The following is a 21,880-nucleotide window of genomic DNA, read 5'->3' as shown; positions in this document are numbered from 1 at the left end:
GATGAGTACATACGCTGGTACAACCACGAGCGCATCAAACAGTCGCTTGGTTGGATGAGCCCGGTACAATACCGTCAAAGCCAAGGAATGGCTGCGTGATTATCTCCAAGAAAATGTCCGCAGCCCCCTCATTGGAATACGTATGCAAATTCATGCCACGATTGGTGTCTTGATCATTTAAAGCAAAATGCTTGATATATACAACGAGACCATTCTCCCGCGAAGCCCTTACCTGATTGGATGCAGTAATCGCCGATAACACACCATCTTCGGAATAATATTCAAAATTCCGGCCAGAGAATGCCCAACGATGAATATCCATAGCAGGAGCATACAGACCAGAAATTCCACGATTCTTTGCTTGATCAGCGATTTGATGCCCAAATTCCGTCGCTAAATCTGTGTTGAACGTTGCAGCCAACAACGGAATGCATGGATACGCCACACCATTGAATTGAACATTGTACATACTGGAAATACCCATAGGACCATCTGAATCAACAGTGAATGGTTTATCTATCGAATTAACTTTTGGAGCTGAATACGTAGTACCATTGACCAAAGATTGCAGCTCTTTTACAGTTAACTGAGATACAAGTTGCCCCCAACGTTCATCGTCATAAGACGCACCTTTCATATCAGCAAGAGTCAGATCTCCTCTTGCCTCATAATCTTTTCCTTTCTTCAACGATTTCGTCACATCGCTGTCATATGACGAATCATAGGAATCTGGCTCATCTTCAAAAACAGTGGATTTGATCTCACTACTCACAGATTCCATCGCATCTGCATAATTAGCAAAACCATTCTGTCGGCTGAGATATGTACCTCGAGCAGCATCCTCAAATTGATTATGAGCCTGCTGAATGTCCGAGGATCGCTGGTTATCCCCGGAGTAGAAGAACTGATCATCCAGCGATGCGGTCTTTTCGCCCAGAGATTCGTGCGCATTGGAGCGAATCGAGAACGTGTATTCGCCAGCATCAAGCATATAGGAGCCGACAGTTCCGTCGTCGTTGGAATGGCTGGTGTCATAGGCGGCGAGATCCTCGACCGGCACTTCGATCGTAAGCTTCTGAGAAGCACCCGGAGCGAGTTCATCGGTCTTGTCGTAACCGATAAGCTGCACGGCCGCCTTTTCCACACCGTTCTTCTTGTCGTAGTCGGTATAGGGTGCGCTCATGTACAGCTGCACGACTTCCTTGCCGGCCACGTCACCGGTGTTGGTGACTTCCACGCCTACGCTGATGCTGCCTTTCGGGTCAAGCGCCTCAGCGCTGATGGAGGTAATCCTCTGGGAGAACGTGGTATAGCTCAGACCGGTGCCGAACGGGAAGGACACAATGGAGTCGTAGTCCTTACCGTAATCAAACGTCTCATTGGTCTTGGTGTTGGTAACTACGGCCTTTTCGGCATAAGCGGTCTCATACCACTTGTATCCCACGTAGATACCCTCGACATAGTCCACGTAGTGGCTACCAACTCTGTTAGAGGCCTCCTGATCACCATAATTCTCTCCAGCAGGTGCACTGTCATTATCAGTAGTCCATGTATCTGGCAACTTTGCCGAGGGATTAACCGTTCCATTCAGAATCTTACCTAGTGATGAAAAACCATAAGGTCCAGGCAACCCTGCCCAAATGCATGCATCCACATCATATTCATCAAGGAATCCAGTTTCCATAGCATTGGCACTATTGATGATGACAATCAATTTAGCGAAAGTATTACGAGCCTGCTTCATGATGGCTCTCTCGTTATCATTAAGTTGCAGATAGTTATAACCACTTACTTCGCCATAAGTAGTTAAGTCCTTCCCCTCGCTGCCAGTTCTACCAATGACCATAATGGCAACATTTGAATACTGTTTCATGGACTCAAACGAAGCCTTCCCTTTGTATACGGAAACAGGGACTTCTTCATTGGATAATGTGGATGTGGAGAAACCGATGCCAGCGGTTTTGGCTTTCTTAATGTCGTATACACCTTCATCAAGTACAGCATTATTTATTTCAATGCCAGCGTTTTTCAATGAAGTCACAACGTCGATGGAATCATCGGCCGACACACTACCCGAACCACCACCACTATAATATGGATTGTATGCGTAGTAGCCAAGCAGATTAACTTTTACAGCAGCTCCAGCACCATTATTCAACAGCGGTAGCGCATGATTTTCATTACGCATAAGAACCATTCCCTCATCACCGATGCGCCGAGCTAGATTACGCCAATCATCTTCGGTAGTTGAAACGCTGGTATCTCGTTCTGGTGTTTTAGCGAGCACTAAATCAAATACCACACCAAGAGATGAGCCCAAGTAATTCAAAACAAGAGAGAATACAATTAATATAATTGCAAATACTCCCAGCAATGCATTAAAGGTCTTTTTCAGGCGCACAGTACCACCATTGATATATCTACGTTGCACACGGTATGCCAAGAAAAACCCTAGCGCTACGAGCAATGCAAAAATACAGATAAGGCCAATCAGTATTGGCTCGATTAGCGTTGCCATCTTCATTCTCCTTTGAATTGTTGGGTCGTGCTCAGTTATCGGTATATGCGAGCAGTTACTTCTGCTTGAAAATCAGCTTCATGATCGGGTAGAAGACCCAGAACGAGAGCGTGCAGTTGATGATCATGGTGATGAGATCGGCTGCGGTGGCTCCGGCGCCGGCACCCATCACGTCGATGCACCAGCCGTAAAGTGGGGCCTTGTACAGACCCTGCAATGCGGCTGCACCGATGGTGATGATCACGTAGGCGAGCACGTACCAGGCCGCGGCCTTCCACACGCTGCCGGTGGATTTGAACGTCACCTTGCGCTGGGTGATGAAGTTGATCACCTGCGCGATGGCCATCGTCAGCTCCACGGCCAGGAAGTAGGCCAGTCCGCCACCGCCCGCGACGCCGGCCGGATCGGTGGTGCCGATGGCTCCGGCCGCGTAGTCGAACACGTAGTACGCGCTACCGTCGAAGTTATGGCCGACCGGCAGCACCTGGAAGTTCGTGGCGACCAGCGGGGGTCAGGCCGAACAGCCATTTGAACACCGGCATCAGCACCAGTTGCAGCACCGTGACCGCGTTGCACACGATGAAGAACATGATGAATTCGGCGATGCCGTGGTGCTTGGCGTCGAACCGGGCCCAGCCGCGCCGGATGGCGGCGATCGGACCGCGATCCGGGACCGCCGTACGCTGCACGTCTTCGTTGAGTGTTGTCATTGTTCACCTCCTTTACCTGGTCATGAGTTCGAAGTTCAGGAAATCGATGGATCCGGAGCCGGCGTACCGGAAGTAGAGCGGGCAGGAATGCGCGTTGATTCCGATGGGAAGAGATGCCGGCTCCGCCCGGAACGTCTGCCAGCCGTCGGTCGCATTGACGGTGATCGGCACCGTGGCGACGACCGACAAGCCGGCCGGATCCACGGAAATCACGAACGCTCCCGAAGCTTCTCCCCTGCCGTGATGCGCACGGACGGTTGCGGCGATGCCGGTCAGCGGGCGGGAATCATCGAAGTCGAAGTACTTGAAGCCGGCCACCGCGCCGTCGCGCATGTTGCCGACGTACTGGTGCGCCTCGATCGGGCCGACTTCGGCCTTGGTGTCACGTTCGTCCTGCGTGAAGTAGGGATGCGCGGCCAGTCGTTTGGCGGGATTCGCACCATCGTAGCGACCCGCGCCGTCCTTGCTCCACAGGTTGCAGGCAATGCGCGCCTCGTACCTGCCTTGTCCCCGCAGCGGTCCGCCGTTCAGTCCGCAACTGGTGACTTCGGCCTGGGCGAAGCGCCATTCGCCGCTCGCTTCGTCGAACATGGCATCGAGCCGTTCCGCGCAGGCCTGGCGCGCGTAGGAGCTGCGGTTGGTCTGGCGATGGTAGAACGTGTAGAAATCGTCTCCGATACGCAGCATGCCACCATGCGTGTTGCCGGTGTAGTTCGTCGCATGGGTTTCGTCATCATGTCCGGGAAGCCCCACGTCGCCGATGCTCACGAGCGTACCACCGTAGCGGAAACCACTGGTCGGCGAATCGGAAACGGCGTAGCACAGCTCGTGGTTGAGCCGGGAGGAGTAGACGAAGTAGTACTTGCCGTCCCACTTGCGCATCGAGGAGGCCTCGAAGAACTCATGGCCGGCGAATGAATCGGGACCGGACTTGGGGAACAGCAGCTTTTCCGGCGTGCGGATGGTCACCATGTCAGGCTCCAGCTCGAGCACGTAGCCTCCATCGAAGCCCAGTGAACGGAAGCCGGTGGCGATGGCGGGCACGGGTGTGTAGAAGCCGGAGTACAGGTAGACGCGATTGTCGTCGTCCACGAGCACGCCTGGGTCGAACGGGAAGGAATCGCCTTTGCGTCGACCCCAAACCGTACCGTCCGTGTAATGCACGTGGCCGTGGAACTCGTACGGACCGGCCGGCGAATCGGCCACGGCTACTCCCATGAGCCCCATGAAATCGAAGGCGTAGTAGAGGTAGTAGCGGCCGTCCGGGCCGATCGCCACGTCCGGGGCGAACAGGAGTCGCAGACCAAGGCGATTTTTGGGATCCTGGTTCTTGCGGTAGATCACGCCTTCATAGCGCCAGTTGGACAGGTCGTCCACCGGCGCGGACCAGCAGACGTAATCGTTGACGCAGAACATCGGGGCGCCGAATCGATCGTGCGAGCCGTAGATGTACACGCGGTCGCCGAACACGTACGGTTCGGCATCGGGGATGTACTCCCCTGCCGGAAGATACGGGTTGAAGACCTGGCGTTCCACGATGAGCTCCCTTTCGAGTCTGGCGATTCAGAGGATTCCGCAATGAATCCTGATGGTTCCATCATCGGGGAAAGGACGGTTCGGGAAAGGGCAATTGCACGAATGGTCGGTTTATTGCATGAACTCACGTGCGGCGCGGCTCCCCTCAGTCGGCTTCGTGACAGCCTCACTCAAGTGAGAAGGCTCAGCATCTACCGGGGAATGAGGACGGTCAGATCGAACCAGCCGTCGCGTTTGGCGATGGTCAGGGTACCGCCGTATTTGACGGCCGTGTGGCGGATGCTTTTGAGCCCGAATCCATGGAATCGCTTGTCCGCCTTGGTGGTGACGGGTAGATCCCCATCCAAACCGGTGGCCGAACCGTCACCCGTCCCGGCAATCGCGTTGCCGGTCGTATCGCCGGATTGCAGATAGTTCTCCACGCGAATCAGCGTGAATCCGTTCGCCTCCGAGACCGATACATGAATCAGCCGATGCGAGACGTCCGCGATCCGACGCTCGTATTCGATGGCGTTGTCAAGCGCGTTGCCGAATATCGTGCAGATGTCCATCTCGCTGATTCTGTTCAGCAGCGAACCGTCCGCCACACACGTCAGTTCAATGCCATCGCGCGCGCAGACCAGTCCCTTGCCGGTCAGCATCGTGTCCAGCACCGCATTGCCGGTTTTGAAACGCGCCTCGTACTCCTTGATGCCATGTTCGATATCGTCCAGATACTCCTCGCGTTTGCCGGGGTCGGACTCGCGCCGCAGCACGGTGATCTGGTGCTTCAGGTCGTGGTACTTGTGATTGATGACGGCGATGCTTTCCTTCGACTGCTGGTATTGCGCGTACTGCATCTGCAATACGGTGCGCATCGAGTCGAGCTCGCGACGGGCCTGGTTCTCGCACAGCTGGATATGAAAGGCATAGAGGAAGGCCACGCCTCCAAGTCCCACCAACGTGCGGATATTGAACACCTCGGTGCCGATGGTGCTGGTGAACGGCGTGGCGGTGGATACATAGCTCAGATTGCTCAGCGTGAACGTGGTGATGGCAATAATGGCGGTCACCATAAGGTCCCGCCCGCCCACGTCCAGCGCTTCGGCGTTCTGCCCACGTTCAAGCAACGCCACCACGGCGAACACCGCTCCGTAGACGACGATGAGATACAGGCCATCGAGCCACGGCACGTGCATGGGCCAGCCGTATCGACCCGACAGATAGTAGTACAGCTGCCATTCGAGTGAGGCAGCGAATTCGGCGATGACGAACGCGCGCATCAGCCAGTACAGGCATGTGGCCGCCGAGCAATCGCAGCAGAGACGAATCGTGACGAACATGATGGCCAGCGCCACGGCCATGCCGGGCAGCCACAATGCCACCGGCACTACGCCGATGCCGATCTGGACCACCACGAGCGCCGCCAACGAGCCGGCCAGAACGCCAGTTTCCCGGGCGCGGGGAGGCCTGCGCACCACCAGGGCAATCAGCGTCACGCAGGCCAGCCATTCGGCGAGCGCCGTATGCACTTTGGGGATGTCCGGCACCGTGCCCACGGCGTTCGAGGCATCGGTCGATGCAAGGTTTATGGCGGCGGCCCCGGCATCAACCTCGGTGAACCGGACGAGCCAGCCGAACGCATCGAGTAGGCCGGACGGCCCGGATAAGCCATGCACCCCAAACAAACCAATCATGTCGGCGAGCGCACCGCCCCATGCCGCGACCCCTGCACCCATCATTTGATCACGTTCCCGAGGTAGGCGGTGAGCGCAGTGAGCAGGTCGCGCTGCTTGGCCCGGCTGACGGGGATGCGCGTACCGCCACCGATCACGGCACTGCCTTCCTCCACGCCGCGCACATGCGCGAGATTGACGAGAATGCCCTTGTTGCAGCGGAAGAACGATTCGTCGGCGAGCTTGTCCTCGACTTCCTTCATCGAGGACGCAGTGGATTCGAATACACCGTCCGCCGTATGGTAGGCCAATCGGTGACCGCTGCTTTCGATCCACAGTATTCGGGAGATGGGCACGCGCACGGTGCTGGTTTTGGAGGCGATGACCATATACTTCTCCTCGGCGCGCGACCGGGTCTGCATGCGGGAGATGGCACGACCGAGCCGTTGCGTGAACGCGAAGTAGGAGATGGGTTTCAGCACGTAGTCCAGCGCGCCCACGCGGTAGCCCTGGATGGCGTATTGGGCCATGTTGGTGATGAAGATGATGACCACCTGGCCGTCCACCTCGCGGATGCGCTCAGCGGCGGTCATGCCGTCCATGGACGCCATTTCGATGTCCATCAGAATGATGTCCCATTCGGCGCGGTAGTTCTCCACGATGTCTTCGCCGTCTGGGAAAACCGTGACGTCGAACCGTTCGTGGATCTCTTCGGAGTACTGCTCCAGATACTCGCGCAGGGTCTGCGCGTAGGCGGGTTCGTCCTCCACGATCGCCACACGAATCATATGCCGCGCCTCCTTTGCCGCCGACCGATCACGTACCGTACCACTGTAATGCACGGCGGACGGTGGCGGCGGGAGATCACGACCGAGAGTTTCAGCGCCCGAGAGACTCCATGAGTTGGCTGAATTCCGGGGTGGGGGCGGCTTCGAACGGGTCGAGGAGGACGGCTTCGCGGCGTTCGGGGGCGGTCACGGTCAGGTGGGTCCAGTCGGCGGAGAACTGGGCGCCGGAGGCGAGGGCAGCTTCCACGAATCGTCCGCGCAGGGCGGCACGGGTGTCCTGCGGTGCCTCGTGGATCGCGCGTTCGGTCTCGTCGGCGGTCAGTAGCCGCCGCATCTGCGAGCGCGCGGTCAGCGAGCCGTACAGGCGTCCGTTGGCGATGTCGTGGTAGTCGAGTTCCAGCTGCTCCAGTTGGGCGAAGGTCACTTCCGGACGGCGGCGACGCAACGCTTCGAAGACCCGGCGCTTGGCGGCCCAGTCCACGCGATCGGCGAGCGCGTCGTAATCGCCCTGTTCCAGCGCGCGGAGCGCACGGTCCCACTCCCCCAGAATCGTTGTCGTCGGCGAGCCCGCAACGGCATCTCCCGAAAGACCGGTCGCCGGCACACCGGCGGCGAACGCGGCGTCCATCGCCTCGCGATGGTCCGTCACGAACGACTCGACGGCGCGGAAATACCGGCGCTGCAACGTAAGCGCGCTCACCGACTCGCCCGAAGCAAGCGGCAGCACGGCGTCCGGCGCGTCCAGGAAACGACTCACCACACGATTCGCGGCGGCCGGGTCGACGAACGCCCAATCCTCGAACCCGGACGGCTCGCCACGGCGGAACGCCTCCTCAATGGCGCACAGCACGAGATGCGTCACGGCGAGCTTCATCCACGTGGCCCATTGCGAACGGTTGGAGTCGCCGATGATCACATGCAGGCGGCGGAACGAATCAGGGTCGGCGTGCGGTTCGTCGCGCGTGTTGACCATGGGCCTCGAGCGCGTGGTGGCGGAGGAGACGGCCTCGTCCAGGAAGTCGGCGCGCTGGGTGATCTGGAAGCCATCCGGGGTCATACGGCCCGCGCCCGTGTACAGCTGACGGGTGATGAGGAACGGCAGCAGCTGGTGTTCCACGGCCTCCAAAGGCACGAAGCGGCGCACCAGATAGTTCTCATGGCAGCCGAAGGCATGGCCGGCCGAGTCCACGTTGTTCTTGAACACGTGGATGGTGGCGTGTTCTCCGTACGATTCACGCAGTTTGGCCTGGGCCTTCAAGGCGAGCCCGCGCATCACCTGCTCGCCGGCGAGGTCCTGCGCCAACGCCTCGCGCGGGTCACGGGCCTCGGCGGTGGCGTATTCGGGGTGGGAGCCGACGTCGAGATAGAGGCGGGAGCCGTTGGTCAGGTACGTGTTGGTGGACCGGGAACGGGAGACGATGGGCTGGAACATGGTCATGGCCACCTGTCCGGCGTCCACGGGTTTCTCGGCCCCGGTCACGGCCACGCCGTATTCGGTTTCCACGCCGAAAATACGGCAGAACCCGTCCATCTCGGCGGATGGCACGGGTTCTGTGGCGTGGAGGGCTCGGGTGCCGCTGTCACGCAGTTGGGGCATCACTCGCCGCCTTTTTGCACGAAGCTGTTGACGTACTCCTCGGCGTTGGTCTCCAACGTGGATTCGATGTCGTCGAGGATGCTGTCCAGCACGTCGGACTGGTCCTGCGACTGGTCCGCGGCCTGGGTTGCGGACTGGGCGAGGGCGTCGTCCTCGTGGGTTTCCTGTGATTGGGATTGCAGCTGTTCGAATTGCTGTGGCATGCGTGCCTTCTTTTGTATAAACGACTCCTGCAAATTAGAATCGATCGGCCCCGAAGACTTCCCTCGGTCAGCCCGTGGCCGACGGTTCGTCCGCAATGAGGGACGACCGGACATCATCAAGAGCCGATTGCTTCCGTTCTACTGCAGGTACTGCTTGAGTTCGCGGCCGATGAGACCGTTGGTGGCCACCACGTCGTTGTCATGACGCCAGTGGATGCGGTCGCCGTCCCAGCGGCTGAGCGTGCCTTGGGCCTCCCAGACCACCACGGTGCCGGCGGCGATGGCGGGGATGTCCCACACATGCAGCATCGGCTCGAAGTAGGCGTCGTACGTGCCGTCCGCCACCTTGCACAGATCGAGCGAGGCCGGGCCCACGCGCTTGATGTCGGCCGGCTGACCCGCCAGCGAGGAGGCCACCTCCAGCGCACGACGGGATTCCTCGGGGATGAAGGACATGCCATAGCTCAGCACGGAACCATCCAACGAGGAGGTCATCGACGGCACGACTTTGTCTCGCTTCTCGCCCACCGCGGTCTTGTGGATGCGCACGGCGCCGGCGCCCTTGGCCGCCAGATAGGTCAGACCAAGTGCTGGTGCGTGCACCACGCCGAGGATGGGCTTGGGCTCGTTGTTCTCGTCGAATTCGAACAGCGCTGCGGTCAGCGTCCATTCGCTCATACGACGCAGATAGTTGATTACACCGTCGATCTTGCCGATGTACCAGTAGCGCTGGCCGGGACGGCTGACGGAGGGACGAGTGGTCCAGAAGCCGTCGAAGTGGGCGATGTCCGCCAGACGGGTACTCATGAATCGCAGGATCTTGCCGTCGACCTCAAGCTTGGTGCGGGAGTCCGCGAGTTCGGCGTCGCTCGGACGCGCGATGCTGCGCGGATTGAGCTGGGCCTGCAGGGCGTGGTGGCCGGCTTCCTCGAGCAGGCCGGCGACTTTGAGCGCTAGGCTTCGCAGATGCTGTGGAGTCTCTTCGCGTGTTTCTTCCATAATCTCCCAGTGTATCTTTATCGGTTGCCGTGCGCCAACGTCCTAAGCAGGTCGATGGCGTGTTCGGCGGCGTCCAACGGCTCCGCGCAGCGTGCCTTGTCGAAGGCGAGCGGGTCGGAGACGTCCAGCGAGAACAGGTGATGGTCGGGGGCCGCCATATGACCGGCGTTGCCGTAGAATTCCGCGGAATCACCGGCGTTCATGGTTTCGGGGTCGCGGGCGGTGAGTCTGGACCAGCTGACGGCGGCCACTTCCGGACCGAAGCGGCGTACGAGCATGGCACGCAGCCACGCGCGGGTGTTCTCAGGCGGTTCGGCCGCGGCGTGCGCCACGTCGGCCGCCGTGTTGACCAGTTCGGTGCGAGGCGCAAGCTTGGTAAAGACGCTGTCCTTGGGGTCGAGCGCGGCCCATTTGAGGTCGATGACCTGCAGTCGCGGATCCGCCCAGCCGGATGCGCCGATCTTGCGGCGTAGCTTTTCCAGCAACTGCCATTTGAGCAGCCATTCCACGCGACTCGCCTCGCCGGTCATGGCCAGGCGTTCGTCGTCGGAGGCGTGGCGGATGGCGGCCACGTCGGCGAGCGCCTGCCCCCACATCGCCATCACGGAGGTGGTGGGCCTGTCTGGCCAGGCCGGTTCTCCGGTGGTGTCCGTGCCGTTCACGAGCGCGGCCACCTGGTAGACGGCCTGCCGCAGTTTGAGCTGGATGAGCCAGGCCGTGGTCTGGCCGCCCGAGGCCAGCGGCAAGGATGCGTTGAGGCCCAGGTCATGGGAGACGGCGTGCATGGCCTCGACCGGGTCGGCCAGTTCGAGCCCGTCCAGGAAGCCGTTCAGGTCGAATCCGGCCTCCCCCGCGTGTTCGAGGAGCCACAACAGCATGCTGGTGGTGCCGAGCTTCAAGACCTGCGGCACGTCCATGCGGTTGGCGTCGCCCACGATCACGTGCAGGCGGCGTCGGTCGTCCGTGGCGTGGGATTCGTCTCGGGTGTTGATGATCGGGCGCTCGAAGGTGGTCTGCAGTCCCACTTTGGCGTGGATGTAGTCGGCGCGCTGGCTCAATTGGAAGCCGGGGGTCTCGCTGGCCTCGCCAAGTCCCACGCGGCCTGAGCCGGCGTAGATCTGGCGGGTCACGAAGTGTAGCGTCATCAGGCGGGTGACCAGGTCGAACGGCACCGCGCGGTCCATCATGTAGTTCTCGTGCGTGCCCCAGCAGGAGCCTTTGCCGTCCACGTTGTTGCGGTGGAGCACGATGGGCGTGCCGGTGTGTGCAGCGGCGCGTTCGGCGGCGGCCTGCATGATGAGGTCGCCGGCATGGTCGTAGGCCACGGCCTCGAACGGGTCGAGCGTTTCCGGCGCGGAGTATTCGGGGTGGGCGTGGTCCACGTAGACACGGCCGCCGTTGGGGGCGATCACGTTGGTGATGTTGAGCTGCGGGGCGTCGGTGAGCATGTCCGGGCGGGCGGCGGCGCGTTCGAGGCGGGTGCCGCGCGCGTCGTTGACCGGATCCTCCTGACGGTAGTCCCAGCGGATTGATTTGCTGTCCGCTCCGGCGGCCGCACCCACCACATCGAAGGACAGCTGGACCGGATTGTACCGCCCAATCCCCTTGAGCGAGACCGCGTATTCGGTTTCGGTGCCCATCACTCGTCTGACGGTCATTCACATGCTCCTTCGCTTACGTATTGCCTGCGCGTATGCTTACGTATTCACTGCTGCTTGGCGCGGATGCGGCGGATCGGGTCCATGCCGTTGATGAGCGCCCACTGCGCCGGATCCACGTCCACCATCGAATCGCTGGTCTCGCGGTATTCGTCCTCCACCGCGGCGGCGAGCAGCGGCACGGTGATGGCCACGGCCTCCCCGGATTCGATGGACTGCTTGACGGCGCGGGTCTTGGCGCGGTCCACCACGTTCTTGAGCATGGCGCCTGAGACCACGTCCTTCAGGTACAGGGCGGACCATTGGCCTGCCTCGTTCTGCACGTCGCACAGGTGGCGGCGTTCGGACGCCTCGTAGATGTCCTCCACGAGCACTTCGGACAGGGCGTGCGCGTCCACGCCGTCCTCCAGCGGCAGGTCGTCGGTGAGGTAGTGGTTCACGATGGCCACGGCCTGCGCGCGCTTGGGCCGGCCCACGCGGATCTTCACGTCGAGGCGGCCCGGACGCAGCACCGCGGGGTCGATCATGTCCACGCGGTTGGAGGCGCCGATCACCATCACGTTGTCCAGTGATTCCACACCGTCCAGTTCGGAGAGGAACTGCGGCACGATGGTGGTCTCCACGTCCGAGGAGACGCCGGAGCCGCGGGTCCTGAGCAGCGAGTCCATCTCGTCGATGAACACCACCACCGGCTTGCCTTCGGCGGCGCGTTCGCGGGCCCGCTGGAAGATGAGACGAATGAGCCGTTCGGACTCGCCCACGTACTTGTTGAGCAGTTCCGGTCCCTTGACGGACAGGAACACGCCCTTGACCGAGCGCTCGGCATCGCTGATCGCTCCGTCGCCGTCCGCGTCGTACCCGCCTTCGCACAGGGCGTTCGCCACGGCCTTGGCGATCATTGTCTTGCCGTTGCCGGGCGGGCCGTACAGCAGTACGCCCTTCGGCGGCTTCAGATCGTAGCGTTCGAACAGCGCGCGATGCTGGAACGGCAGCTGCACGGCGTCGCGGATACGGCCGATCTCCTCGTCCAGACCGCCGATGTCACGGAAGGTGACATCCGGCGTCTCCTCGAGCACCAGATCGCGGTCGCCTTCGGCCGGCAGCAGTTCGATGGCCATCCTCACGGACGGATCCACGATCACCCGGTCGCCTTGGTTGACGTTCCGGCGTGCAAGCGCGGTGGCGCGGCGGACGAGTACGGGATTGCCGGAGGCGTCGGCGATGATGAGACGACCGTCGTCAAGCGTCTGGCGGACGGTGCGGACCTGGCCCACGGTGTCCGCGTCGCGCTGTTCGACCAGTACCAGCTTCTCGTTGAGCATCACGGTGGTGCCGGTGGTCAGTCGCGCGGCGTTCACGTTCGCGGCCACGGGCACCACCATGCGTCGGCTGCCGGAGATGACCTCGGCCGAGGCGTGCTGGATGCCGTCTTCGTCCGTATGGGTGGAGTCCACCCTGACCATGGTGGCGAAGGTGAGCGGCGGCTGGGCCAGTTGGGCGAGCTGCGACTTGGCTTTGGTGAGCTCCTTGCCGGCACGGGTGAGCGCCTCGGCGAGCGCATGGTTCTTGGCCATGAGCCGGTCGTTGAGTTCGGCGAGATCTTCGGTTGCGGTCATGTGTTCCTTCTTGGCTTTCCGGCCCGGGCGAACCGGTTCCGGCCGGATTCGTCCGGCTTCGCGGACAGCTCCGCGGGCGGATTTCCTACTTACGCATCAGCGTACGCACTTTGCGTACCACGAACCACACGATGACCAGAACCACGGCAGCGATGACCACGTCCTCGAACACGCCGAGCACGCCTTGGATGGAGCACCACTGGTCGCCGAGCAGGTAGCCGGCGGAGACCAGGATGGTGTTCCATACGGCCGAGCCGAGCAGGGTCCAGCCGGTGAATTGCAGGAAATTCATGCGGTTGAAGCCGGCCGGGATCGAGATGAGCGAACGGACCACGGGGATCACGCGCCCGATGAGCACGGACCAGGTGCCGTACCTGGTGAACCAGTCGTTGGCTTTGCCGACATCCTTGCGGCTGACGCCCGGAATCCTGTCCGCGGCACGGTTGATGCGGTGCAGGCCCACCCATCGGGAGATGCCGTAGAGCGCCCATGCGCCGAGCAGCGAGCCGATGGTGGCCCAGATGATCGCGCCGGGCAGGCTCAGCGTGCCGCGGGCCGCGGTGAAGCCGGCGAGCGGCAGAATCACTTCCGAAGGGATGGGCGGGAACACGGATTCGAGGGCGATGGCCAGGGCCACGCCGATGCCGCCGATGGTTTCCATGAGACTGACGAGCCAGGCGGTGATCGTGCCGATCAGGCCGGGTTCCGCGGCGGTGCATACAGGCGTGGGGTCCGCGGCGAGGGCGGCGATATTGGTGGCGAAGGCGTCGGTCAATGTCGTGGTCAGTGCCGGGGAAAAACTCATAGGGGGCATTGTCCCAAGGTTTTTCGAGAATCGGAAGCATGACGCAAGAAGATGTGCATTTTGTTGACAAGTCCGCCGAAGGGTTGAACGGGGACGGCCTGAACGGCGAATCTTTGCCGCCGGTTCCCACGCTGTCCGAGCCTGGTCTGCTGGTCATGGACGTGGATTCCACGCTCATCGACGAGGAGGTCATCGACGAGCTGGGCGAGGCGGCCGGCTGCGGCGAGGAGATCGCCGCGGTGACCGAACGCGCGATGCGCGGCGAACTGGAGTTCTGCGATGCGCTGCGCGCCCGCGTGGCCCTGCTTGAAGGGTTGCCGGTCTCCGTGTTCGACACCGTGCATGACAAGCTGCACTTCACCAATGGCGCGTTGGAGCTCATCGACACGCTGCACGCCCATGGTTGGAAGGTGGGCGTGGTCTCCGGCGGATTCCATGAGGTGGTGGACCGTCTGGCGGCCGAGGGCAACATCGACTACTGGATCGCCAATCGTCTGGAGACGGCGGACGGCAAGCTCACCGGCAAGGTGCTCGGCGAGATCGTGTGCAAGACCGTGAAGCTGCACGCGCTGGAGGCATGGGCGAAGCGTCTGGGCATCCCGATGAGCCAGACCGTGGCCGTGGGCGACGGCGCGAACGACATCCCGATGATTCAGGCCGCCGGCCTGGGTCTGGCCTTCTGCGCCAAGCCCAAGACCCAGCTGGCCGCGGACGATGCCATCAACGAGCGCGATCTCACCCGCGTGCTTGATTTCCTGCGATAGGTGGGCCCGCAGGTTGCGAGACGCTTCACCACGCCTCGCAACCTCTTCTTCGGTAAAATTTTACCGTCTTCAATATCCCCACTTATAGTGGTGCCATGACTTTCGAGGACGCGGAACAGCTGACGCTTGCGGGGCTTGCCCCACGCAAGCGTCGCAAGCGCGCGCCCGCGGAACACCACCCGGCCGAGCACAATCCCATCGCCCAGGTGGTGCTGGACGTGCAGGCCCTGCATCTGGGGCAGACCTTCGACTATTTCATCGACGAAAAAGACAGCGAGGCCGCCCAACCCGGCGTATTGGTGCGGGTCCGTTTCGGCGGCCAGCGGGTCAGCGGCGTGATCTGGGCACGCACGGATTCCAGCGAGACACCGCACTCCTCCATCAGATACATCGAACGGGTGCTGAGCCCGGATGTGCTGGTGCCCGCCTCGATGCGCGAGGACATTGGTCTCATAGCCCAGGCGTACGGCGGTACGCGGGCCAATATTCTGCGGTTCGCGGTGCCGCCGCGCGTGGCCAAGGTGGAGGCCGAGCAGCGACTCGCGGCATCGTTCCGACGCCCGGTGGGTGGCGGTGCCAGCGCGGGCTCCCCTGTTGCGGGAGTGTCCGATGGTGCCGCACAGGGGTACAAGCGCATCAGTGCCAATTACGCGGATGCCAACGTGCTGCAGGACGGTCTCACCGGCAACCGTTTCCAATCCTTCGTCTTCGATCTTCTGCCGGGCGCGCAGGAATGGCAGCGGGACATGGCCTGGATGGTGGCCACGGCCCTGACCGCCGGTAAATGCGCGGTGGTGGAATTGCCCACCATGCGCGAGGTTGAGGATCTTCTCCCCGCATTGCGCAATTACGGGCTCGCACCGTTCGCCCCCTCTCCCTCGGGCGGTTGGACCGGGGACGTGGCCGTGCTCAACGCGGAGACCATGCCCGCCGCCGACCGGTATCGCACGTATCTCGCCGTCGCCCTGGGGCAGGTGAAGGTGGTGATCGGCACCCGCGCGGTCATGTATGCACCGGTGGAGGGACCTGCCCTGTTCGCCATTCTGGAGGATGCCGCCTACCAGAACATGGACGGCATGATGCCCTACCCGCAGGCCCGTGGGGTGATGCGGCTGCGTGCCAAGGCGCATGGCGGCGTGTTCGTGGCCATGGCCAATGCACGCACCCCGCAGAGCCAGTGGGAGAATGTGGGACCGGACACGGTGGAGACGCCGGTGAGCGGTTTCTCCACGGCCATCCATCCGTTGGGTTCGCCGTTGAAGGATGCCACGCCGTGGGTGCGGTGGCTCAACCGGGATGAGCTGGCGAGGTTGGCGGACCCCAGTATCGGCGCCCGTGTGCCGCACACCGCGGTGCGTGTGCTGAGCAAGGCGTTGGAAAGCGGCCCCGTGCTGCTGTCCATTCCTCAGGACGGCATCAGTGAGACGTTGAGCTGCGCCAAATGCCATCGTCAGGCCCGTTGCGCCAAATGCATGGGACCGTTGCAGCTGCCGGCCGACCGGCGGGATGCCACGCCGAGATGCCGTTGGTGCGGGGCTGCGGCCATCAACTGGGCATGCCCCGGCTGCGGGCATGAACGTATGCGCGTGGTGCGTGTGGGCGCGGCAGGCACCGCCGCGGAACTGGCCGGGCTGTTCCGTGGAGTGCCGGTGGTGCTGTCCAGCAAGACGCAGGGATTGGTGCGGGACGTGGCCTGCCAGCCGATGATCGTCATCGCGACGCCCGGATTCGAGCCGAGGGTACGACCCATCAGTGCCGAGCAGGGTGCGGCCGGGCATGAATACCGTGCGGTGGCGGTTCTGGATGCCTGGACCAGCCTGTATGCGCTGGGGGTGGATGCCCGGTTGGATACGCTGACCGCGTGGATGCGGGCGGTGTCGTTGTGCGCGCCGCGTTCTCGCGGCGGTCAGGCGTTGATCCTTGGCGAAACCGATCCGGCGATTGCCCAGTCGTTGATGGTATGGGATTCGCGGATTCTGGCGGCCAAGGACATGGAGGAGCGTGTCGAGACCGGCATGCCTCCGGCTGTGGCCGCGGCATGCGTATGGGGGCGTCGGGATGCGGTGATGACGCTGATGCAACGCATCGGCGCACTGTCCGGAGATTGGGCGGTTTGCGGCGAGATGCCCGGCATGCTGGGACCGGTGCCCATCGCCCAGCCGGATACCGTGGACGCCCGGGAACTGGAGGCCACGGCGGATCGGGTCAAGGCCGTGGTGCGCGTGCCGCAGGGCGAGCGCGCCGAACTGGCCGCACGGCTGCATCGCGAGGCCGCCCGGCATGTGGCGGCCCGGGAACCGGGGGAACTGCGGTTCCGCATCGATCCCAAGGACCTCATCTGAGTGGCGGTCCATCGTCGCCTAGGCATGGAACCATGGAAACGGACGTCAACATATTAAGGAGGACGCGATGAAGGGTTGGCCCGGAGAACCGGATATGGAATACGACGTGCTGGTCGCGGACGGCGAGGCCGCCGCGAACGCCGGCAAGCCGATCACCGATGTGATCTTCGATTTCGGCAATGTGCTCATCTACTGGGATCCGGCCGCCGCGCTCATCCCCCGCTACAGCCAGAAGACCATCGATGAGTTCCTGGACAACGACATCTCCGGTTTCTATGATGTCAACGATCTGATGGACGGCGGCATGCCCACGGATGAGGCCATCGCCGTCATGCGCGAGCGCACCGGCGACAAGTGGGCGGACATCCTGCGCTACTACATGGATAACTTCCGCGATTCCCTGACCGGCATCGTGCCGGGTGCGCGTGTGTTGGTCAACGATCTCAAGGCCGCGGGCATCGGCGTGTGGGGCCTGAGCAACTGGGAGGCCGACGTGTTCCATGTGGCCGAAGAGCAGTGCGACATCCTCCAGTTGCTGGACGGCAAGCTGGTCTCCGGTTTCGTACACCTGCGCAAACCGCACAAGGACATCTACGAGGCGGCGCTCAAGCAGTTCGGCATCAAGGCCGAAGGCGCGCTGTTCATCGACGACAAGGCCATGAACATCGTGGGGTCGAATTCCGCCGGCATCCGCGGTGTGCGGTTCCAGGATCCGGTCAAGCTGCGTCAGCTGCTCATCGCCAACGGCGTCGACATCCCGAACGTGCAGTAAACCATAATTATCAATTGCTCATACCCTGAGTTGGGTATTGCCATCGCTCCGGCTCCCCTTGTCAGGGGAGCTGTCGGCGAAGCCGACTGAAGGGTAGTCCGACAAGACCCATATTCCATCTTGGTTTACCACAACCAAAGAAATACAACATCCATCATTGTTCAAGGAGATTCATGCTCAGACTGGTGTTCGCCGGCACGCCCGATGTGGCCGTGCCTTCGCTCAAGGCCTTCGCCGCAGACCCTCGTTTCGAGGTGGTCGGTGTGATCACGCGGCCGGACGCGCCCACGGGCCGCGGACGCAAGCTCATGCCGAGCCCGGTCAAGGCCACGGCGACGGAGCTCGGGCTGCCGGTCATCGACTCGAAGCCCCGCTCCCCCGAGTTCCTTGAGGCGCTGGACGGCCTCAACGCGGATATCGCCGCGGTCATCGCCTATGGCAATATCCTGCCGAAGAACGTGCTGGATGCGGTGCCGATGGGCTGGTACAACCTGCATTTCTCCAACCTGCCGAAATGGCGCGGAGCCGCTCCCGCGCAGCGTGCAATCTGGGCTGGAGACGCCACCACCGGCGCTGATGTGTTCAAAGTTGGCGAAGGCTTGGATGATGGCCCGATCGTGGCCTCGATGACGGTGGAACTCACCGGCCGCGAGACTTCCGGCGAACTGCTCGACCGTTTGGCCGAGGAAGGCGCTCCCATGTATGTGGATGCGCTGGCCGCTGTGGGCGATGGCACAGCCACGTTCACGCCGCAGCCGGCTGAGGGCTTGGAGTACGCGCACAAGATCACCGTGGAGGACGCACGCATCGATTGGACGGATTCAGCCGAGGCCATCGACCGCCAGATTCGCGCCTGCACGCCTCATCCGGGTGCGTGGACCAAACTGTATGCCGAAGGTCTGCCGTCGACCGCGGATACCACGGATGAGGCCGATGCGACGGCGACTGCCGAGACAGATGCCGATAAGTCGGCCAAGTCCATCACGCTGCACGTGCTTGCCGCTCAGCCGGCCGACGCCGACAATCCGAATGCGCCCACCAATCTCAAGCCCGGCGAACTCAAGGTGGGTAAGAAGAACGTCTGGGTCGGCACCGGCACCGGCGCACTGGAGCTTACCCAGGTCAAGGCACAGGGCAAGAAAGCCATGCGTGCGGCCGACTGGGCCCGCGGCGCACGGCTTGCGGCCGACGCCTGCGTGCGGTGAGGTTTCTGACTCCCATTTCTAAGAAAATTTGTCATTATCGGGGCTGAAGGGAGCCTTTAGCTCCTACTCGCAGCCCCCGCAGCCAGCTTCGCCCGGAGAGGAGAGCCAGCGATATGAAAGAAGTCCTCCACGGTATTCCGTGGAGGACTTCTTTCATATCGTCAAGCGCCTATCACGCCAAACCAGAGAGCTTGTTGATGAGCTCAGGATCGCGCGTAGCACCCTTGTCAGCGGAGCGGGCGAAGGCGGCGTAGGCCTTGAGGGCCTGGGACACCTTGCGGTCGCGGTGAGCCACATAGCCGTCACCGGCCTCGAGCTCGGCGCGGCGCTCGGCCAGCTGCTCGTCGGTCAGTTCGACGTTTACCGAACGGTTCTCGATATCGATGTTGATGATGTCGCCGTTCTTGATGAGCGCGATCGGGCCCTTGTTGGCGGCCTCAGGCGCGATGTGGCCGATGGCCAGACCGGAGGAACCGCCGGAGTAGCGGCCGTCGGTGAGCATGGCCACCTGCTTGCCGATGCCCTTGCCCTTGACGAAGGAGGTCGGGTACAGCATCTCCTGCATGCCCGGGCCACCCTTCGGGCCCTCATAACGAATCACCAGAGCCATGCCGGGCTTGAGCGTATCGTCCAGAATGACCTTGATGGCCTCTTCCTGGGACTCGACCACCAGGGCCGGGCCGCGGAACTTCCAGATCTCCTGCGGCACGCCGGCGGTCTTGACCACGCAGCCGTCGGGAGCCAGGTTGCCGCGCAGCACGGCGAGGCCACCCTCGTGGATCTCCGGGTGGTCGATGTCATGGATGGCACCGTTGACGCGGTCGGTATCGAGCGTGTCGAACAGCGTGGTGTGCGTCCACGGCTCCGGGGAGATGATGTGGCCCGGTGCGGCCTTGTACATCTGCTTGGCCTCATCGGTGCAGGTGTCGCGCATGATGTCCCAATCGTTGAGTTTGTCCTCAAGGGTCGGGTAATCGATGGAGTGCACGTTGCGGTGCAGCTTGCCGGCACGGTCGAGCTCGCCGAGGATGCCGGTGATGCCGCCGGCGCGATGCACGTCGGAGATCTCCCACTTGCCGGACGGCGAGGCCTTGCAGATGCAGGGCACGGTGTGGGAGATGCGCTCGATGTCATCCAGGGTGAAGTCCACGTCCGCGGACTGGGCCATGGCCAGGATGTGCAGCACGGTGTTGGTGGAACCGCCCATGGCCACGTCCATGGTCATGGCGTTCTCGAAGGCTTCCTTGGTGGCGATGGAGCGCGGCAGCACGGAATCGTCGTCATCGCGGTAGTACTGGTTGGCGATCTTGACCACCTGCTGCGCGGCGCGCTTGAACAGGTCCTTGCGGTAGGAGTGGGAGGCCAGGATGGTGCCGTTGCCCGGCAGGGCCAGGCCGATGGCCTCGGTCAGGCAGTTCATCGAATTGGCGGTGAACATGCCGGCGCAGGAACCGCAGGTGGGGCACACGGTCTTCTCGTAGTTGAGCAGATCCTCCTCGGAGACGTTGTCGTCGGCGGAGGCGTACATCACGGAGATGAGGTCGGTGTTCTTCTTGACGGTGCCGTCGGCCAGCACGGTGGTGCCGGCTTCCATCGGGCCGCCGGAGACGAACACGGTCGGGATGTTGAGGCGGAGGGCGGCCATGAGCATGCCCGGAACCACCTTGTCGCAGTTCGGGATGCAGATCAGGGCGTCGGCGCAGTGCGCGTTGCACTGGTATTCCACGGTATCGGCGATGATATCGCGGGAGGGCAGGGAGTAGAGCATGCCGGTGTGGCCCATGGCGATGCCGTCGTCCACGGCCATCGTGTTGAACTCGCGCGGGATGCCGCCCGCTTCCTTGATGGCCTCGGAGACGATGCGGCCCACCTTGTTCAGGTGGACGTGGCCGGGGAGGAACTCGTCGAAGGAGTTGGCGATGGCGATGATGGGCTTCTTGCCCATGTCGTCGCCGCTGACGCCAGCGGCACGGTACAGGGCGCGCGCGCCTGCGAAGACGCGGCCGGACATGAGTTTTGCAGATCGCATTTCAGTCATGACTCCATTCAAGCCCTTACGCGGGACACGGGTTTTGTCAAGACTCACATAATGGAATTTTCAAAAACGTAACTTTTCCGGGGTACGGGAAAACACCCGGAAAAGCCGAAACGTACGTAAAAAGGACGATATTCCGGGGAAGTCTGCCCGAACGGCTACACTGGCTTCGTTTGAGATAGATTTTTCCAAGTCTGGAGATAAGCATCATGGCTTTTGGCACCGACCCGCACCCCACCGGTCTTGCGAACCCGCCGATCGACGACCTCATGCAGCACGCCGATTCCAAGTACGCGCTGGCCATCTTCGCGGCCAAGCGCGCCCGTCAGATCAACTCCTACTTCACCCAGCTCAACGAGGGCCTGCTGCAGAACGTCGGCCCGCTGGTGGAATACCAGAACAACGAGAAGCCGCTGTCCATCGCCTTCCGTGAGATCGACGAGGGTCTGCTTGAGGAGACCCTGGGCGAGGACGACACCAACGAGGGCAACTGACCTCGTCCGTCACGTCTGAGGCTCTGATAGTCGGGACTGCGGACCGGAGGCAGGGTTTTCACCGGAACGGTGAATTTGGGCGACACGCTTGCCACCTTGGCCGATAACGGCTATAACTCGTCATCAGAAGCAAACACGCTAGGGCTCGTGCCACCGCGCTGGTTGGCACGAGCCCTTTTGCAT

General features: G+C 62.0%; 16 protein-coding genes and 3 pseudogenes. 6 read left to right on the top strand and 13 right to left on the bottom strand.

All coding sequences use genetic code 11. The annotated features are described in order from the left end of the window. Positions 1-99: IS3 family transposase (locus JS536_RS11760; protein WP_140514420.1), on the top strand; the 99-nt coding region annotated here is incomplete at its 5' end. Positions 100-148: 49 nt separating this feature from the next. Here JS536_RS11760 and JS536_RS02935 read toward each other — a convergent pair. The 12 genes and pseudogenes from JS536_RS02935 to JS536_RS02885 form a co-directional block, all read right to left on the bottom strand. Further along, positions 149-2,188, bottom strand: a pseudogene (locus JS536_RS02935) (glycoside hydrolase family 3 protein); the annotation flags it as partial. 385 nt (positions 2,189-2,573) lie between these two features. After that, positions 2,574-3,002: a hypothetical protein gene (locus JS536_RS02930; protein WP_240544217.1), complete on the bottom strand. Its 429-nt coding sequence runs from the start codon at positions 3,000-3,002 to the stop codon at positions 2,574-2,576. Beyond that, positions 2,983-3,228 carry a hypothetical protein gene (locus tag JS536_RS11755; RefSeq protein ID WP_240544216.1) on the bottom strand — a complete coding sequence of 82 codons (246 nt, stop codon included), beginning with the start codon at positions 3,226-3,228 and terminating at the stop codon, positions 2,983-2,985. Before JS536_RS11755 ends, JS536_RS02930 begins: the two co-directional genes overlap by 20 nt. 12 nt (positions 3,229-3,240) lie before the next feature. After that, positions 3,241-4,764, bottom strand: a complete 1,524-nt coding sequence (locus JS536_RS02925; RefSeq protein ID WP_346427449.1) for a family 43 glycosylhydrolase — start codon at positions 4,762-4,764, stop codon at positions 3,241-3,243. Positions 4,765-4,955: 191 nt separating this feature from the next. After that, positions 4,956-6,485, bottom strand: coding sequence for an ATP-binding protein (locus tag JS536_RS02920; protein WP_240544215.1), 1,530 nt, complete (start codon positions 6,483-6,485; stop codon positions 4,956-4,958). Continuing rightward, positions 6,482-7,207, bottom strand: coding sequence for a LytTR family DNA-binding domain-containing protein (locus JS536_RS02915; RefSeq protein WP_214355687.1), 726 nt, complete (start codon positions 7,205-7,207; stop codon positions 6,482-6,484). The genes JS536_RS02920 and JS536_RS02915 overlap by 4 nt, the downstream gene beginning before the upstream one ends. Before the next feature lie 91 nt (positions 7,208-7,298). Continuing rightward, complete coding sequence (gene pafA / locus JS536_RS02910; protein ID WP_214355686.1) at positions 7,299-8,804, bottom strand: Pup--protein ligase; 1,506 nt, start codon at positions 8,802-8,804, stop codon at positions 7,299-7,301. Then, entirely contained in the window at positions 8,804-9,007 is a 204-nt protein-coding gene (locus JS536_RS02905) for a ubiquitin-like protein Pup (RefSeq protein ID WP_214355685.1), read from the bottom strand. Before JS536_RS02905 ends, pafA begins: the two co-directional genes overlap by 1 nt. A 138-nt stretch (positions 9,008-9,145) precedes the next feature. Then, positions 9,146-10,006 carry an inositol monophosphatase family protein gene (locus tag JS536_RS02900; protein WP_214303830.1) on the bottom strand — a complete coding sequence of 287 codons (861 nt, stop codon included), beginning with the start codon at positions 10,004-10,006 and terminating at the stop codon, positions 9,146-9,148. Positions 10,007-10,023: 17 nt separating this feature from the next. Continuing rightward, positions 10,024-11,664: a depupylase/deamidase Dop gene (gene dop, locus JS536_RS02895; RefSeq protein WP_214355684.1), complete on the bottom strand. Its 1,641-nt coding sequence runs from the start codon at positions 11,662-11,664 to the stop codon at positions 10,024-10,026. A 47-nt stretch (positions 11,665-11,711) separates the two neighbouring features. Beyond that, positions 11,712-13,262: pseudogene (gene arc / locus JS536_RS02890) on the bottom strand (proteasome ATPase); the annotation flags it as partial. A 93-nt stretch (positions 13,263-13,355) separates the two neighbouring features. Next, positions 13,356-14,031 (bottom strand): annotated as a pseudogene (locus JS536_RS02885) (DedA family protein); the annotation flags it as partial. 92 nt (positions 14,032-14,123) lie between these two features. Between JS536_RS02885 and serB the strand changes: the two are divergent. The 4 genes from serB to fmt all read left to right on the top strand — a co-directional run bounded on the left by serB (position 14,124) and on the right by fmt (position 19,168). After that, positions 14,124-14,849 carry a phosphoserine phosphatase SerB gene (gene serB, locus JS536_RS02880; RefSeq protein ID WP_214355682.1) on the top strand — a complete coding sequence of 242 codons (726 nt, stop codon included), beginning with the start codon at positions 14,124-14,126 and terminating at the stop codon, positions 14,847-14,849. 95 nt (positions 14,850-14,944) lie between these two features. Continuing rightward, positions 14,945-17,191, top strand: a complete 2,247-nt coding sequence (locus JS536_RS02875; protein WP_214355681.1) for a primosomal protein N' — start codon at positions 14,945-14,947, stop codon at positions 17,189-17,191. 67 nt (positions 17,192-17,258) lie between these two features. Beyond that, on the top strand, positions 17,259-17,963 hold the full coding sequence (locus JS536_RS02870) for an HAD family phosphatase (RefSeq protein WP_214355680.1): 705 nt from the start codon (positions 17,259-17,261) through the stop codon (positions 17,961-17,963). Between the two features lie 173 nt (positions 17,964-18,136). Further along, positions 18,137-19,168 (top strand): methionyl-tRNA formyltransferase, encoded by a 1,032-nt coding sequence (fmt, locus tag JS536_RS02865; protein ID WP_214355679.1) that lies wholly within the window; start codon positions 18,137-18,139, stop codon positions 19,166-19,168. 172 nt (positions 19,169-19,340) lie between these two features. Here fmt and ilvD read toward each other — a convergent pair whose 3' ends face one another. Beyond that, complete coding sequence (gene ilvD / locus JS536_RS02860; RefSeq protein ID WP_214355678.1) at positions 19,341-21,206, bottom strand: dihydroxy-acid dehydratase; 1,866 nt, start codon at positions 21,204-21,206, stop codon at positions 19,341-19,343. Between the two features lie 206 nt (positions 21,207-21,412). Between ilvD and rpoZ the strand changes: the two genes are divergently transcribed. Further along, a complete protein-coding gene (gene rpoZ, locus JS536_RS02855) occupies positions 21,413-21,697 on the top strand; it encodes a DNA-directed RNA polymerase subunit omega (protein ID WP_094667091.1) in 285 nt (94 codons plus the stop codon). The last annotated feature ends 183 nt before the right edge of the window (positions 21,698-21,880 follow it).

The sequence above is a fragment of the Bifidobacterium sp. SO4 genome (genome assembly GCF_018555355.1).
In the GTDB taxonomy this organism is placed as follows: domain Bacteria; phylum Actinomycetota; class Actinomycetes; order Actinomycetales; family Bifidobacteriaceae; genus Bifidobacterium; species Bifidobacterium miconisargentati.
The sequence above is the reverse complement of the archived record's forward strand: the minus strand, read 5'-3'. Positions and strand labels throughout refer to the sequence as shown.

Bases quoted from the DNA above. Each gene is read 5' to 3' on its own strand.
- JS536_RS11755 (WP_240544216.1), bottom strand. From the start codon at position 3,228: ATGACAACACTCAACGAAGACGTGCAGCGTACGGCGGTCCCGGATCGC.
- JS536_RS02920 (WP_240544215.1), bottom strand. From the start codon at position 6,485: ATGATGGGTGCAGGGGTCGCGGCATGGGGCGGTGCGCTCGCCGACATG.
- JS536_RS02915 (WP_214355687.1), bottom strand. From the start codon at position 7,207: ATGATTCGTGTGGCGATCGTGGAGGACGAACCCGCCTACGCGCAGACC.
- pafA (WP_214355686.1), bottom strand. From the start codon at position 8,804: ATGCCCCAACTGCGTGACAGCGGCACCCGAGCCCTCCACGCCACAGAA.
- JS536_RS02905 (WP_214355685.1), bottom strand. From the start codon at position 9,007: ATGCCACAGCAATTCGAACAGCTGCAATCCCAATCACAGGAAACCCAC.
- JS536_RS02900 (WP_214303830.1), bottom strand. From the start codon at position 10,006: ATGGAAGAAACACGCGAAGAGACTCCACAGCATCTGCGAAGCCTAGCG.
- dop (WP_214355684.1), bottom strand. From the start codon at position 11,664: ATGACCGTCAGACGAGTGATGGGCACCGAAACCGAATACGCGGTCTCG.
- serB (WP_214355682.1), top strand. From the start codon at position 14,124: ATGACGCAAGAAGATGTGCATTTTGTTGACAAGTCCGCCGAAGGGTTG.
- JS536_RS02875 (WP_214355681.1), top strand. From the start codon at position 14,945: ATGACTTTCGAGGACGCGGAACAGCTGACGCTTGCGGGGCTTGCCCCA.
- JS536_RS02870 (WP_214355680.1), top strand. From the start codon at position 17,259: ATGAAGGGTTGGCCCGGAGAACCGGATATGGAATACGACGTGCTGGTC.
- fmt (WP_214355679.1), top strand. From the start codon at position 18,137: ATGCTCAGACTGGTGTTCGCCGGCACGCCCGATGTGGCCGTGCCTTCG.
- ilvD (WP_214355678.1), bottom strand. From the start codon at position 21,206: ATGACTGAAATGCGATCTGCAAAACTCATGTCCGGCCGCGTCTTCGCA.
- rpoZ (WP_094667091.1), top strand. From the start codon at position 21,413: ATGGCTTTTGGCACCGACCCGCACCCCACCGGTCTTGCGAACCCGCCG.